This window comes from Photobacterium sanguinicancri (assembly GCF_002265265.1).
Classification (GTDB): Bacteria; Pseudomonadota; Gammaproteobacteria; order Enterobacterales; family Vibrionaceae; genus Photobacterium; species Photobacterium sanguinicancri.
Window position 1 is genome coordinate 15,938 of sequence record NZ_NOIF01000007.1, and the last position, 14,412, is coordinate 30,349.

The 14,412-nt window shown below is 44.3% G+C and carries 11 protein-coding genes; 3 read left to right on the plus strand and 8 right to left on the minus strand.

Features of this window, described 5'->3' with window-relative positions; genetic code table 11:
• The first annotated feature begins 27 nt into the window (after positions 1–27).
• Complete coding sequence (gene fghA / locus ASV53_RS02300; protein WP_094955932.1) at positions 28–873, plus strand: S-formylglutathione hydrolase; 846 nt, start codon at positions 28–30, stop codon at positions 871–873.
• A 90-nt stretch (positions 874–963) separates the two neighbouring features.
• On the opposite strand, the gene ASV53_RS25155 is transcribed toward fghA, so the two are convergent.
• The 4 genes from ASV53_RS25155 to guaB form a co-directional block, all read right to left on the minus strand.
• Entirely contained in the window at positions 964–1,098 is a 135-nt protein-coding gene (locus ASV53_RS25155) for an AbgT family transporter (RefSeq protein WP_141226221.1), read from the minus strand.
• Between the two features lie 137 nt (positions 1,099–1,235).
• Positions 1,236–2,795: an AbgT family transporter gene (locus ASV53_RS02305; protein ID WP_062690293.1), complete on the minus strand. Its 1,560-nt coding sequence runs from the start codon at positions 2,793–2,795 to the stop codon at positions 1,236–1,238.
• 356 nt (positions 2,796–3,151) lie between these two features.
• The gene (gene guaA, locus ASV53_RS02310) at positions 3,152–4,735 is read right to left on the minus strand and encodes a glutamine-hydrolyzing GMP synthase (RefSeq protein WP_062690292.1); all 1,584 of its coding nucleotides are present in this window, start codon (positions 4,733–4,735) and stop codon (positions 3,152–3,154) included.
• A 119-nt stretch (positions 4,736–4,854) separates the two neighbouring features.
• Positions 4,855–6,318 carry an IMP dehydrogenase gene (gene guaB, locus ASV53_RS02315; RefSeq protein WP_094955933.1) on the minus strand — a complete coding sequence of 488 codons (1,464 nt, stop codon included), beginning with the start codon at positions 6,316–6,318 and terminating at the stop codon, positions 4,855–4,857.
• A gap of 256 nt (positions 6,319–6,574) precedes the next feature.
• On the opposite strand from guaB, the gene xseA reads away from it, so the two are divergent.
• Both xseA and ltaE read left to right on the plus strand, forming a co-directional pair.
• Positions 6,575–7,930 carry an exodeoxyribonuclease VII large subunit gene (gene xseA / locus ASV53_RS02320; RefSeq protein WP_062690290.1) on the plus strand — a complete coding sequence of 452 codons (1,356 nt, stop codon included), beginning with the start codon at positions 6,575–6,577 and terminating at the stop codon, positions 7,928–7,930.
• Between the two features lie 180 nt (positions 7,931–8,110).
• Positions 8,111–9,121, plus strand: a complete 1,011-nt coding sequence (gene ltaE, locus ASV53_RS02325) for a low-specificity L-threonine aldolase (RefSeq protein ID WP_094955934.1) — start codon at positions 8,111–8,113, stop codon at positions 9,119–9,121.
• A gap of 104 nt (positions 9,122–9,225) precedes the next feature.
• On the opposite strand, the gene ASV53_RS02330 is transcribed toward ltaE, so the two are convergent.
• The 4 genes from ASV53_RS02330 to der all read right to left on the minus strand — a co-directional run bounded on the left by ASV53_RS02330 (position 9,226) and on the right by der (position 14,330).
• Positions 9,226–10,845: an ABC transporter ATP-binding protein gene (locus tag ASV53_RS02330; protein ID WP_062690289.1), complete on the minus strand. Its 1,620-nt coding sequence runs from the start codon at positions 10,843–10,845 to the stop codon at positions 9,226–9,228.
• A 198-nt stretch (positions 10,846–11,043) separates the two neighbouring features.
• Complete coding sequence (locus ASV53_RS02335) at positions 11,044–11,274, minus strand: zinc ribbon domain-containing protein (RefSeq protein ID WP_062690288.1); 231 nt, start codon at positions 11,272–11,274, stop codon at positions 11,044–11,046.
• Between the two features lie 582 nt (positions 11,275–11,856).
• Positions 11,857–12,741 carry an alanyl-tRNA editing protein gene (locus tag ASV53_RS02340; RefSeq protein WP_094955935.1) on the minus strand — a complete coding sequence of 295 codons (885 nt, stop codon included), beginning with the start codon at positions 12,739–12,741 and terminating at the stop codon, positions 11,857–11,859.
• Positions 12,742–12,827: 86 nt separating this feature from the next.
• A complete protein-coding gene (gene der, locus ASV53_RS02345; RefSeq protein WP_062690286.1) occupies positions 12,828–14,330 on the minus strand; it encodes a ribosome biogenesis GTPase Der in 1,503 nt (500 codons plus the stop codon).
• Positions 14,331–14,412 lie beyond the last annotated feature (82 nt).

The following is a 14,412-nucleotide window of genomic DNA, read 5'->3' on the forward strand; positions in this document are numbered from 1 at the left end:
TCAGTACTTCAACATTGAGAGCCGACCATGACATTAGAAAACATCAGTGCCAATAAAAGCTTTGGCGGCTGGCACAAACAATACACTCACCGCTCAACCGCATTAAATTGCGACATGCGTTTTGCTATTTTCTTGCCACCACAAATAGCACAAGGCCAGCAAGTACCCGTGCTTTACTGGCTATCAGGCTTAACCTGTACCGATGAAAACTTCATGCAAAAAGCAGGCGCACAGCGTCTAGCCGCTGAATTAGGTATGGCCATTGTGGCACCAGATACTAGCCCTCGCGGTGACGATGTACCTGATGATGCAGAAGGCAGCTACGATTTTGGCTTAGGCGCAGGGTTTTATCTGAACGCAACAAAAGCACCTTGGCACCGTCATTACCGTATGTATGAATATGTGGTATCTGAACTGCCAGCGCTTATTGAAGCGAATTTCCCAGTGACAACCCAGCGTGCAATCAGTGGTCACTCTATGGGTGGACACGGCGCACTGACCATTGGATTAAAGAACCCTGAGCGTTACAGTTCAATCTCTGCGTTTAGCCCGATCACTAACCCAATGAATTGTCCTTGGGGGCAAAAAGCATTTACTGGTTACTTGGGCACCAACCAAGAAGATTGGGCGCAGTACGATACCACTGAGCTCATGAAAGCCAGCCAAGCACAGCTGCCAGCCTTGGTTGATCAAGGCACACAAGACAATTTCTTAGCAGAGCAATTAAAACCACAAGCCTTGCTAGATGCAGCAGAACAAGTGGGTTACCCACTAGAACTACGCTTACAAGAAGGCTTTGATCACAGCTATTACTTTATCTCGAGTTTTATTGATGATCACCTACGTTTCCACGCGAAACACCTAGGTTTATAATCCGTCGCGCTCTATGCCAAAAACAAAATAGCCCAGCAAATGCTGGGCTATTTTGTATCTATATCGGCTTAACCGATCATGCCTTTTTGCTTAGAAACCCAGTGGGATCTCAAACGCGAAGAAACATACGAGTACGGTTGTCCATACCGATAGGAAAGCCAGCGAGTATGGCACCATCATCGCAATCACATCACCAAAGGTTAGCTCTGGCTTGTAGTTACGCATGAAGGGTAAGTAATATAATCCCCTAAACCTGAGTAAATCAGTAGCTCAGTAGCGCTAAGAAGTTATATCTGAGCCAAAAAAAAAGCCTCGCAATGCGAGGCTTTAGCATAATGTACTAGCCTAAAGGCTATCTAACATTACATTGAGTAAGTGTACGGAGCTTGGATACCAAGAGGAATACCCAGTGCCCAGTATGCCAATAGGAAGATAGTCCAACCAATCAGCATTGCAATAGAGTACGGCATCATCATCGAAGCCAGCGAACCAATACCCGATGTTTTCACGTAGCGTTGCATGTAAACAACAACCAGAGGGAAGAACACCATCATAGGTGAGATAATGTTAGAAACAGAATCACCAACACGGTATGCCGCTTGCGTTAGCTCAGGAGAAATACCCACAGCCATCAGCATTGGTACAAGAATAGGACCAATCAGTGCCCACTTCGCTGATGCAGAACCCACCAGTAAATTCACAAACGCCGTAAGTAAAATCATACCAACAATCGTTACCTGACCGGGTAAGTTCATTGCGTGCAGCAGTTCAGCACCCGAAAGCGCCAATAGTGTACCTAGGTTAGATTGAGTAAACGCCACTAGGAATTGAGCAATAAAGAATGCCATTACCATGAAGCTACCCATGCTGCTCATGGTTGCTGACATTGCTTTAATCACATCGTCGCTAGCTTTAAATGTGCCAGCAACTTTACCGTAAACCACACCCGGAATAACAAAGAGGATAAAGATCAGCGGTACAATCGACTGCATCAGTGGAGCAGAGAACGCTGTGATTTCACCATCTGGAGAACGAAGGGGTGATGTCTCAGGGAATACAGAAGCAACAAGTACAACGATACCCGCAATCATAGCCCAGCCCGCACGCGAGAATGCTTTACTTTCGATTTCAGAGAAAGAACCCATATCTGGAGCTTCTTCTGCATCAGTATCAATCGGTGTATTCGCCAGGCGTGGTTCGATGATTTTCTCTGTTACATACCAACCGATAGCAACAACAAGAATCGACGATAAACCCGTGAATAGTAGATTTGAAAGTGGGTTCACAATGTAATCAGGATCTAAAATTTGAGCTGCTGATTGTGTAAAACCAGCAAGGAGTGGATCGATACCTGAAGGGATGAAGTTGGCAGAGAAACCACCCGATACACCAGCAAAGGCTGCTGCAATACCCGCTAGTGGGTGACGGCCTGCAGCGTGGAAGATGATACCACCAAGAGGAATAACCAGAACATAACCTGCATCCGCTGCCGTGTGCGAGACAATCGCAACTAGAATCAGCATAGGTGTTAGTAGTTTTGCTGGCGTGAAGTTCAACATCTTCTTCAGGCCCGTGTTAATGAAGCCAGATGCTTCAGCAACACCCACACCTAACATCGCAACCAGTACGATACCCAGAGGAGCAAAACCAGTGAAGTTTTTCACCATATTTGCTAAGAAGCTTGCGAAAGACTCACCCGTAAGTAAGTTCTTCACTTCAACCGCTTGACCTGTAACTGGGTGAATAAAGCCAAAATCAACTTGCGATAGCAATGCTGATAATGCCCATACAATTAATAGTCCCCAGAAGAATAACAATGCAGGATCTGGGATCTTGTTTCCTGCTCGTTCGATAAAGTTTAAAAACTTATTCATACCACCAGATGACGCTTCCGGTGCTGTTTTTGCTGCTTGATTACTCATGGGAACTCCATGGATGTGTAGTGTTGGTTTGCGGCGAATTATTTGCTGTACTTCTTATACGCCAGTTGATCATCGTTTTTCTCAGACTAGGAGAAAACTTTCAAGAAATTGTAATGTAAATGCAGCCTAAAAAAGCGCGTTAGACCAAGAATCAGACGAATTGCATTTGTTTATATTGTAAACGGAGATTAACAGAGAACATCCCCCTAACAAATACAACACTAAAAACACCCAACCTCGTAACCTCTTTTAGGCCGTATAACTCAACACACCGATTCCCTAATGGCCTTTCTAAACGAAAAAAGACACCCGAAGGTGTCTTTTTAATTGTGTAAGCTATCAATACCTACAGGGTATTATTCCCACTCAATCGTTGCTGGTGGTTTACCTGAAATATCGTAAACAACACGTGAAATGCCATCAACTTCATTAATGATACGGTTAGAAACCTTACCAAGGAAGTCGTATGGTAGGTGTGCCCAATGCGCAGTCATAAAGTCGATGGTTTCAACTGCACGCAGTGATACAACCCAATCATATTTACGACCATCACCCATTACGCCCACAGAGCGAACAGGTAAGAATACAGTGAACGCTTGTGATACTTTATTGTACAAATCTGCTTTATGCAGTTCTTCAATAAAGATTGCATCAGCACGACGTAGTAAATCACAGTATTCTTTCTTCACTTCACCCAGTACACGTACACCTAAACCAGGCCCAGGGAATGGGTGGCGGTAAAGCATGTTGTAAGGTAAGCCAAGCTCTAGACCAATCTTACGTACTTCATCTTTAAACAATTCACGTAGTGGCTCAACAAGGCCCATTTCCATGTCATCAGGAAGGCCGCCCACGTTGTGGTGAGATTTGATAACGTGTGCTTTACCGTTCTTCGATGCCGCTGATTCGATAACATCAGGGTAAATCGTACCTTGTGCTAACCATTTTGCATTTTCTAACTTTTTCGATTCTTCATCGAATACATCGATAAATACGTGGCCGATGATCTTACGCTTAGCTTCAGGTTCGTTCTCGCCGGCTAATGCAGAAAGGAAACGGTCTTCCGCTTTAACATGCACAATGTTCAGACCGAAGTGGTCACCGAACATGTCCATAACCTGCTCACCTTCATTTAAACGAAGTAAGCCATTATCAACAAATACACATGTTAGCTTGTCACCAATCGCACGGTGAATAAGCATAGCAACAACCGATGAATCAACACCACCAGATAGGCCTAGGATAACTTCATCGTCACCTACTTGTGCCTTAATGTTTGCGACAGCATCTTCGATGATGTTTGCAGAAGTCCACAGTTTCTCACAGCCACACACTTCAAGAACAAAGTTCTCAATCATACGCATACCTTGACGCGTGTGTGTTACTTCAGGGTGGAACTGTACACCGTAAAAACGTTTTTCTTCATTCGCCATTGCCGCAAATGGACAGGTTTCTGTCTCTGCAACTTTTACGAAATCAGATGGAATTTCAACAACTTTATCGCCGTGGCTCATCCATACGTCAAGTAATGGTGCGCCGTCTTCTGCGATAGCATCTTCAATATTTTTGAATAGGCCTGTTGGCTCAACAACTTTAACTTGTGCATAGCCAAATTCACGTTCATTTGAGCCTGCAACTTTACCGCCAAGCTGCTCAGACATTGTCTGCATGCCGTAACACACACCAAACACAGGTACGCCAGCTTCAAAAACATATTGTGGTGCACGTGGAGAACCAGCTTCAGTAACACTTTCCGGGCCACCAGAAAGGATAATACCGTTCGGGTTAAAGTCACGAATGTCGGCTTCATCGACATCCCAGCTCCATAGCTCACAGTAAACACCGATTTCACGGATACGACGAGCAATTAACTGAGTATATTGAGAACCAAAATCCAAAATAAGGATGCGCTGGTCATGAATATTTGTAGATGTAGTCATTATCGAGAAGTCTCAAAAATAATTGAAATAATAGTGGGGGGCTTTAAAGCGCCCCCGATCTTATAGAAGTTTCATCATTAGGCAAACGTTTTCGCCTAATCAATACTCGTCAGGTAAAATTAACCTAAACGGTAGTTTGGTGCTTCTTTTGTAATGGTCACATCATGAACGTGTGACTCTTTAATACCGGCACCAGAGATACGAACAAACTCAGCTTTGGTACGTAAATCTTCAATCGTTGCTGAACCAGTTAAGCCCATGCTTGAACGCAAGCCACCCATTTGCTGGTGAATAATTTCTTTGATGTGACCTTTGTAAGCAACGCGGCCTTCAATGCCTTCTGGCACTAATTTGTCTGCTGCGTTATCTGTTTGGAAGTAACGGTCAGAAGATCCTTGAGACATTGCACCCAGAGAACCCATACCACGGTAAGACTTGTAGGCACGGCCTTGGTAAAGTTCAACTTCACCCGGCGCTTCTTCAGTACCAGCGAACATAGAGCCAACCATCACACATGATGCGCCAGCAACAATCGCTTTACACATGTCGCCAGAGAAGCGGATACCACCATCGGCAATAACAGGAATGCCGTACTCAGCGGCCGCATCGGCTGCATTAGAGATAGCAGTAAGCTGTGGAACACCCACACCTGTTACAATGCGTGTTGTACAGATAGAACCAGGGCCGATACCGACTTTAACCGCATCAACACCCGCTTCGATAAGTGCACGAGCACCTTCAGCTGTGGCTACGTTGCCGCCAACGATTTGTAGTTCAGGGAATGCTTCACGGGTTTCACGAATACGTTGTAGAACGCCTTCAGAGTGACCGTGAGATGAATCGATAAGTAGAACGTCAACGCCCGCTTCAACCAGCGCTTTAACACGCTCTTCGTTGCCTGCGCCTGCGCCAACTGCAGCACCTACACGTAGACGGCCGCGCTCATCTTTACATGCGTTAGGTTTACGTTCTGCTTTTTGGAAGTCTTTTGCAGTGATCATGCCTTTCAGTTGGAAATCATCATTAACCAGTAGCACTTTCTCTACACGGTGTTCTTGCATGATGGCTTCAACTTCTTCACGAGAAGCACCTTCTTTTGCTGCCGCCAGTTTTGTTTTTGGCGTCATCACGTCTTCAACTTTAATTGAAAGGTCGGTAACAAAACGAACGTCACGACCAGTGATAATACCAACAAGTTCGTTGTTATCACTCACAACTGGGTAACCAGCAAAACCATTTTCAATAGTCAGTGCTTTAACATCAGCGATAGTTGCTGATGGTTTTACTGTCACAGGTTCAGACACAACACCCGCTTCGAACTTCTTAACCATGCGTACTTGGTTAGCTTGTTGTTCGATAGACATGTTTTTGTGAATGAAGCCAATGCCACCTTCTTGAGCTAACGCGATAGCGAAGCGACCTTCGGTTACTGTGTCCATTGCAGCAGAAACCATTGGAACGTTGAGCGAAATCTTTTTCGTTAGTTGGGTGCGCAGATCGGCAGTGTTAGGGAGAACCGTAGAGTGTGCTGGAACCAGCAGAACATCATCAAAAGTTAAAGCTTCTTGTTTGATACGTAACATTGCAATATCTCACACCGAGTTAAGGTTTAAAGGAGGATAAAATATTGCGAACGAATTATACGTATGATGCAATCGTTTGGCTACAAAAAAATTATATTTTTTTATTGACTCTTTTTGCTTGATACGTAATATATTTCGGTTAAGTTTCCGGTGCTGCGGTCTCGCATGTAAGGCCAAGATCTGTCCATAGATCTGCCTGTATGTTTTTTACTCTTTCCGCACATTACCTAGCCTTCGATAACAGGTGCCTCACCTCGTGACTCTATTCGCTCAAACTCAATCCAACGATCGTATCTTTACTGTTTCAAGCCTCAACGCAGAAGTTCGCTTATTGCTCGAAAATGAAATGGGCATTGTCTGGCTTGTGGGTGAACTGTCGAACTTATCCATGCCCGTCTCAGGCCATTGGTATTTCACACTCAAAGATTCACGCGCCCAAGTTAAGTGCGCCATGTTTCGTGGCAACAACCGCCGGGTAACCTTTAAGCCAGCGAATGGTACGCAAGTACTAGTGAAAGCCCGCTTATCACTGTATGAACCTCGTGGTGATTACCAACTGATCATAGAGAGCATGCAGCCAGAAGGCGATGGTCGCTTACAGCAACAATTTGAACAACTTAAAATGAATTTAGCGGCTGAGGGCTTGTTTGCTCAGTCACTAAAAAAACCACTGCCTGAACAGCCTAAACGCGTCGGTATTATCACCTCTAAAACGGGTGCGGCATTGCATGATATCTTGAACGTTTTACAACGACGTGATCCTAGCCTGCCAGTGGTTATTTACCCAACCATGGTTCAGGGTGAAGGGTCAGCGATTTCGATTGCTCAGGCCATTGGGCGAGCCAATTCACGCCAAGAGTGTGATGTGTTGATTGTCGGTCGTGGCGGTGGTTCACTTGAAGATTTATGGGCGTTTAACGAAGAAATCGTTGCCCGTACGATTGCGGCTAGTCAGATCCCGATCATCAGTGCCGTTGGCCACGAAGTGGATGTCACTATTGCCGATTTCGTCGCTGACATGCGCGCTCCTACTCCTTCAGCAGCGGCAGAATTAGTTAGCCGTGATAACAGCCATCAGACCCAAAAAATCAGTCAAAAAACACAACAACTGACCCACAGCGTTCGTCAGTATTTGTCTGATCGTCGTCGTCATTTAACCCAGTTGCAACACAGATTAGAGCGTCAACACCCGCAATTGAGGTTAAACCAACAAAGTCAGCGACTTGATGATGTCAGCAGCCGTTTAGAGCGCGCGATGAAAAACTATATTGTTCAACATCGCCAGCACCTTAATCGTAATGAACACAAGCTAGCCCTACATTCACCCGTGCAAACACTAAAGCAACAAGCTAACCGCTTGGAACGTGTTGAAAGCCGTTTACATGATGCAATGGATAGACGCTTACTCACTGCACGCCACCAGCTAGCAATGGCAGCAGAAAAACTGGAAACGGTTAGTCCACTCGCGACTCTAGGGCGTGGCTATTCGATTACTCGAGACAGTAAAGGCAAAGTAATTCGCACCACAGATCAAGTTAACCATGGCGATACTATCATCACTAAAGTGGCTAACGGTGAAATCCAATCGGTCGTTTCAAAAGACCACCAATAACCCACCTAGATTTCAGTTAAGATGCACTTGTGTACACAAGTGCATTAATATCTCTTCAAAATAAATAAAACATCATAAAAATAATGGTTTTTCTCCTACACAATGCAGCGTAGTCTCTAGTACTAAGTCGGACACATTGACTGGCACTAAACACCTACAGCAGTATGAGGAAAACAAGGAATGATAGATTTTCGATCTGACACAGTGACACAGCCTAGCCCCTATATGCGTGAAGCCATGGCGCAAGCTCCTGTAGGTGATGATGTTTATGGTGACGATCCAACCGTGAATGAACTTGAAGCTTGGACAGCGAAACGTCATGGTTTTGAAGCCGCACTTTTCACCTCCTCTGGAACTCAAGCCAACCTATTAGGTATCCTTGCCCACTGCCAACGAGGCGATGAATACTTATGTGGGCAGCTGGCTCATAATTATAAATATGAAGCGGGTGGCGCGGCTATTTTAGGCTCGGTACAACCACAACCGATTGAGAACAATCCAGATGGTACACTGTGTTTTGAAAAACTGGCCTCAGCCATCAAGCCTGACGACATTCACTTCGCCCAAACCAAATTGTTGAGCTTAGAAAACACTATAGGTGGTAAAGTTTTACCTCTGGATTATCTAGCTAAAGCCCGTAAGTTCGTAGACCAACATAACTTACTGCTACACCTTGATGGCGCACGCGTATACAACGCAGCTGTCGCACTCAACGTCGATGTTACCGAAATCAGTCAATACTTTGATTCAATGACCATTTGCTTATCCAAGGGACTAGGTGCACCTGTTGGTTCGCTACTATTAGGCTCAACAGATTATATTGAGCGAGCGAGAAGGCTCAGAAAGATGGTCGGCGGTGGCATGCGCCAAGCGGGTATTTTAGCGGCTGCAGGCAAAATAGCCCTGACAGAAAATGTTGAAAGGCTGGCAGATGATCATGCCAATGCTGATTATTTAGCACAGCAACTTGATCTATTAGACGGCTTTAATACCGCTGATTTCCCACCACAAACCAATATTGTCTACGTCAACGTCGATAAAAAAATTGATATCGCCGCTATCGCAGCAAGCTTAAAACCACAAGGGATCTTATTTTCACCGGGTTACAGTCCAATGCGCTTAGTCACCCACTTGGACGTTTCGCGTGAAGATATCGATACCTTCATCAACGCATTGAAACAACAACGCTAGCAAGCTGTTAGTCGCTAGATAACAGGTTATCGCTACAAATAAAAAGAGCGATTCATCGCTCTTTTTATTTAATGCATTCAGGCTAACGTCAGTGCTTTAATCATTTATGCCACTGCTGTTTCATCAATCATCATACAGGCACTAATCAAGCTCTTTGTATAAGATTCTTGAGGATTATCGAATATCTGCTCTGGTGTTCCCCGCTCGACCACCGCGCCTTTCTGCATCACAATCACTTCATCTGAAATCGCTCTTACCACAGACAAATCATGACTAATAAACAGGTAAGCTATGTTTCGGCGCTGCTGAATATCTTTAAGTAATTCCAACACTGTCAGCTGAACCGAGCGATCCAGTGCCGATGTTGGCTCATCTAACAAAATAAACTGTGGCTCTAAAATAAGTGCTCGAGCAATCGCGATACGTTGACGCTGCCCACCTGAAAATTCATGCGGGTAACGGTTAATGCTAGCAGGATCCAAACGTACTTCTTCCAACGCTTTTTTAGCTTTTACTAAACGTTGTTGGTGAGTTAAATCAGTAAATACAGTCAGTGGTTCAGTAATTATCTCACCCACCGTCATTCGTGGTGATAAAGATCCAAACGGGTCTTGAAAGACCATCTGCATATTTCTTTTTAACTCAAAACGTTGCTGCTTAGTCATTTCATCAAAGCGTTTGCCTTGGAATATGATCTCACCTTGTGAATCCAATAACTGCATGATGGCACGGCCCATGGTCGATTTACCCGACCCAGACTCCCCGACTATTCCAACGGTTTGGCCTTGCTTTAATGTTAGGTCTATCCCTTTTACCGCTTGAAGCAACTCCGTTGGTTTTCCTAACCAGTTATTTTTCAATACGTAATTAACGCGCAAGTCACGCACTTCAAGAATATTAGGCGAAGAGTTATCCGTTTCATGGATACCAGGTTTAGGTTCAGCATCTAAGAGCATTTTGGTGTAGCTATGCTTAGGTGTCGTAAATACACCTTCAACAGTACCCGTTTCAACCACTTCACCTTTACACATCACCACCACATCATCAGCAAAATGGCGAACAACCCCAAGGTCGTGAGTAATAAATAAGATCGCCATCCCCATTTCGGCTTGGATTTCTTTCAGTAGGTTCAATACCTCTGCTTGAACGGTCACGTCCAATGCCGTGGTTGGCTCATCAGCCACCAAAATATCAGGCGTATTTGCCAGTGCCATCGCAATCATGATGCGTTGCAGCTGGCCACCAGAGAATTCATGAGGATAATGATTCAGTCTTTTACGAGGATCAGGCAGATGTACCTTGTCAAACAAGGCTAACGTTTCTTCCATCGCAACACGTCGAGAAACACCACGGTGATGAATAATAGCTTCAGCCACTTGCTCACCCACGGGCATATACGGATTCAGCGATGTCATCGGCTCTTGGAAGATCATTGCAATACGATCACCACGGATGCTGCGAAATGCCTTTTCATCCATACCAAGTAAGTCTTGCCCTTGGAATCGAATTGAACTTTGCGCACCAATTCGAGCATTGTTAGGCAGTAATCCCATAATGCTGCTTGATGATACTGATTTACCCGATCCCGATTCCCCCACGAGTGCCAATGTTTGGCCCTTCTCTAGGGTGAACGAGATGTTCTTAACAGCATCAAAACATTCATCTTCCATCTTAAACGAGACAGAGAGATCGCTTACTTCTAACAATGGATGTTGCACAGCCATACTAATATCCTTATCAGTAACAATAATTGCAATTGATAATTATTATCACAAGTAAAAATAAAGCACCAGTATAAAAACCTATTACTTGGGTATGACGTATTCGAAAATATAACGAAAACCGTACTCTAAGCATGCTTTTCGCTAGTTAACAGACCGGATAAAAATAAATCCATGGCGAAGGGGCCATGGAAATAGGGATCATTCTGCAGGGGTAAAAGCGATACGTACTCGAGATTTTGACTTTAACTCATTACAAGCATTACAGAAGTAGCTAGCAGAACCACAGGCTTGTAGCTTCTCTAACTCGGTATCACAATCAGGACAAAAAGCCTGTTTCGTCAGAGTTATCTGGCATTTTTCGCAGCTATATTGGTTAGCTTGCCAAGCGAGTTCGTCGTGGCAAGTTGGACATACATTTTCAGTTGTCATCGTTATCTCCTTTTAACCTGACTATCATATCAATACTTTACTCGCAGTGACTAAATCGATCCAAAACAAGCTTGATCTATCACAAACCTCCTCATAACAAGAATGACAACAGAAGAGTGCCAGAGCGATAAGCAAGCGTACTAACTGAAAGTCGCCGTATTCAAAGGCCGTAATTTAGTAAGACTGTTTTCATGCTTCCGAGAAAACGATTCAAATTTGACCACACCAAACAATCAACTGAATACTTAATGTTCAATCTACTACCTGATCAAGTCACATGAACAAGGATCTTTATGGTGATCACAGGCAAAAGCCATCTTGATCAGCGATCACCCCTCAAAAGAACATTTATCAATACACATCCCGAAAGCATAAGTTACATATGCTGTTTTTGGATTTTAAGCGATATATATATCTGCAGGTAGGTATTTAAAGCAAAAGATCCAACAGATGACAAATGAAGATCTTGGTTGAAATTCGACGATGCTCTCTGTCGGAAATCGATATATAACCATTAAAAACGGCTAACAACTGAAAAATAACCACCAATTCGAACCGCATTAAACATGCGTGTATACCTAGTTATTTCGCAGGCACAACAGATGTCACCATTATCAGCTCTTGATCAGAAACTAATTCGAAACTCACTGTTAGCTGCTCATACTCTGTCAGCGAGTTGATATGCGTACCACCACACGGAATCTCTATTAGCCCTGCCTCTTCACCTAAATCGCATTGCCAATAACGAGAATCTGTCAGCGCTTCGCCCTCTTTACGCATCACAACAGCTGCGCCATTTACTCGCCACTGTTCAAGCTGTTGATTTATTTTCTCTGCTATTTCATCTAGCTGACTAACAAAGTCGGCACTGTTTAAACCGCGCTTACGTAGCGTTTTACCTAAACGATAAGTGTCGGTACTGCAATCTGGCGAAACAATACTTTTTGTTTGCGCATAACTGTGGAAATCAAAATAACCCAGTTCATCACAGCGAGTCGGTTCTTTACGCCAAAAGTCATGATGAAGCACTTTATTTATCGCCAGTGATGACAGGTGGCCTGCACTGTGCCCGCGGCTCAAAGCTTGCTGATGTTCAGCATCAACGGTGAGTTCTATCTCGCTACCGTCTGCGAGCTCAATCGCTTCATCAATATGATGAACCACAACAAACACCCAGCCCTCTGTATCGCGCTTAACCGGAATATCATGTCCAACGAACAGCTGCTTTGTTTCCAGTTCAACAGCACCAACCTGACAGTCTGTAATGTCATGATTTACGTCATTTACTTTAACCATTCCACGATCAGCGGGGTGATCCGGCCAGATATGGCTCACTGGGTGGAAAGGCGTTTGCTCTGTCACTAACCAAGTGCCTGCTGCTTTTGCTGGCATCGATAGTTGCACCAGCGTTTTTACGTGAGTTTGTTTTTGTGGGAAGACAACCACTGTAGAACGAACCAAAGTCATAATGTTCCTGCTGTAATGATTAGAAATAATAGATACAAAAAACCCAGCACGAGGGCTGGGTTTCATTTTATGCTTTCTAACTGTGATTAGTCACGATCACGGTTTTTCAATGCAGAGGTTAGACGCTTACGTTGACGCTCTTGTGAGATCGTCAGCTTTTGCGTTTTACCTTCAAACGGGTTATCGCTGCTTTGGAATAGAATACGGATTGGTGTACCCATCAATTCTAAAGACTTACGGTAGTAGTTCATTAGGTAACGTTTGTAAGAACCCGGAAGTTCATTCACTTGGTTACCGTGAATTACAACGATTGGTGGGTTGTAACCACCTGCGTGCGCATACTTCAGTTTCACACGACGACCACGGATCATTGGTGGCTGGTGATCATCTTGAGCCATTTGCATAATACGTGTCAGCATAGATGTGCTGATACGCTTAGTTGCAGACTGGTAAGCTTCAATTACAGATTCGTATAAGTGACCAACACCCGTGCCGTGTAGCGCAGAGATGAAGTGAATACGAGCGAAATCAACGAAACCTAGACGACGATCTAATTCAGACTTAACGCGATCTTTCACGTCGTTGTCCAAACCATCCCATTTGTTCACTGCAATCACCAGTGAACGACCAGAATTCAGGGCGAAACCCAGTAAACTTAGATCTTGATCTGAGATATTTTCACGCGCATCGATAATCAACAGTACAACGTTGGCATCTTCAATCGCTTTAAGTGTTTGAATAACAGAGAATTTCTCTACAGCCATGCTCATATTTTTACGACGACGAACACCCGCAGTATCGATCAGCACGTATTCTTGACCATCACGTTCCATCGGAATGTAAATGGAGTCACGTGTTGTACCAGGCATATCGTAAACAACAACACGTTCTTCACCTAAAATACGGTTAGTCAGTGTTGATTTACCTACGTTTGGACGACCAATGATCGCCATTTTAATAGGTTGTTCTTGTAGGCGTTTGTATGCAGCTTCTGCATCTTCTTCAGATAGGTTTGCGTTCTCGATCTCTTCTACAGTGTTTAAATCTGTAAGATCGATTAACTCGCCATCTTCACCTTCAGTCGTTTCTTTCAATGATTCAGCAAACGGTGCTAGCGCACGTTCCATCAATGCTGTTACGCCACGGTTTTGTGCCGCTGCGATTTGGTACATAGCATCAACGCCAAGCTTCCAGAAGTCAGCACATGCGCTATCGCCATCAATACCATCAATTTTGTTAACAACCAAAAATGTCGGTTTTTCGCGGCTACGTAAGTGTGCAGCAATCGCTTCATCAGATGACGTAAGGCCAGCACGGCCATCTACCATAAATAGAACAACATCAGCTTCTTCAATCGCCGCTAGCGATTGTTCAGCCATTTTTGTTTCTACGCCTTCTTCTGTACCATCAATACCACCGGTATCGATAACAATAAATTCGTGCTCTTCTAACTGAGCTCGACCGTATTTACGATCCCTTGTTAGGCCAGGAAAATCAGCTACCAGCGCATCCCTTGTGCGGGTAAGACGGTTAAATAACGTCGATTTACCCACGTTAGGGCGCCCGACAAGGGCAACAACAGGAATCATAAGTACCTCTTACTTTTCATAGTCTTAATCATGCTAATCCCTATATCTTTATCTCTTCACGACAATAATCTAGGAACGGAAT

Excerpts from the sequence above, each read along its gene's own strand:
- fghA (WP_094955932.1), top strand. The coding sequence starts at position 28 with ATGACATTAGAAAACATCAGTGCCAATAAAAGCTTTGGCGGCTGGCAC.
- ASV53_RS25155 (WP_141226221.1), bottom strand. The coding sequence starts at position 1,098 with ATGCGTAACTACAAGCCAGAGCTAACCTTTGGTGATGTGATTGCGATG.
- ASV53_RS02305 (WP_062690293.1), bottom strand. The coding sequence starts at position 2,795 with ATGAGTAATCAAGCAGCAAAAACAGCACCGGAAGCGTCATCTGGTGGT.
- guaA (WP_062690292.1), bottom strand. The coding sequence starts at position 4,735 with ATGACTACATCTACAAATATTCATGACCAGCGCATCCTTATTTTGGAT.
- guaB (WP_094955933.1), bottom strand. The coding sequence starts at position 6,318 with ATGTTACGTATCAAACAAGAAGCTTTAACTTTTGATGATGTTCTGCTG.
- ltaE (WP_094955934.1), top strand. The coding sequence starts at position 8,111 with ATGATAGATTTTCGATCTGACACAGTGACACAGCCTAGCCCCTATATG.
- ASV53_RS02330 (WP_062690289.1), bottom strand. The coding sequence starts at position 10,845 with ATGGCTGTGCAACATCCATTGTTAGAAGTAAGCGATCTCTCTGTCTCG.
- ASV53_RS02335 (WP_062690288.1), bottom strand. The coding sequence starts at position 11,274 with ATGACAACTGAAAATGTATGTCCAACTTGCCACGACGAACTCGCTTGG.
- ASV53_RS02340 (WP_094955935.1), bottom strand. The coding sequence starts at position 12,741 with ATGACTTTGGTTCGTTCTACAGTGGTTGTCTTCCCACAAAAACAAACT.
- der (WP_062690286.1), bottom strand. The coding sequence starts at position 14,330 with ATGATTCCTGTTGTTGCCCTTGTCGGGCGCCCTAACGTGGGTAAATCG.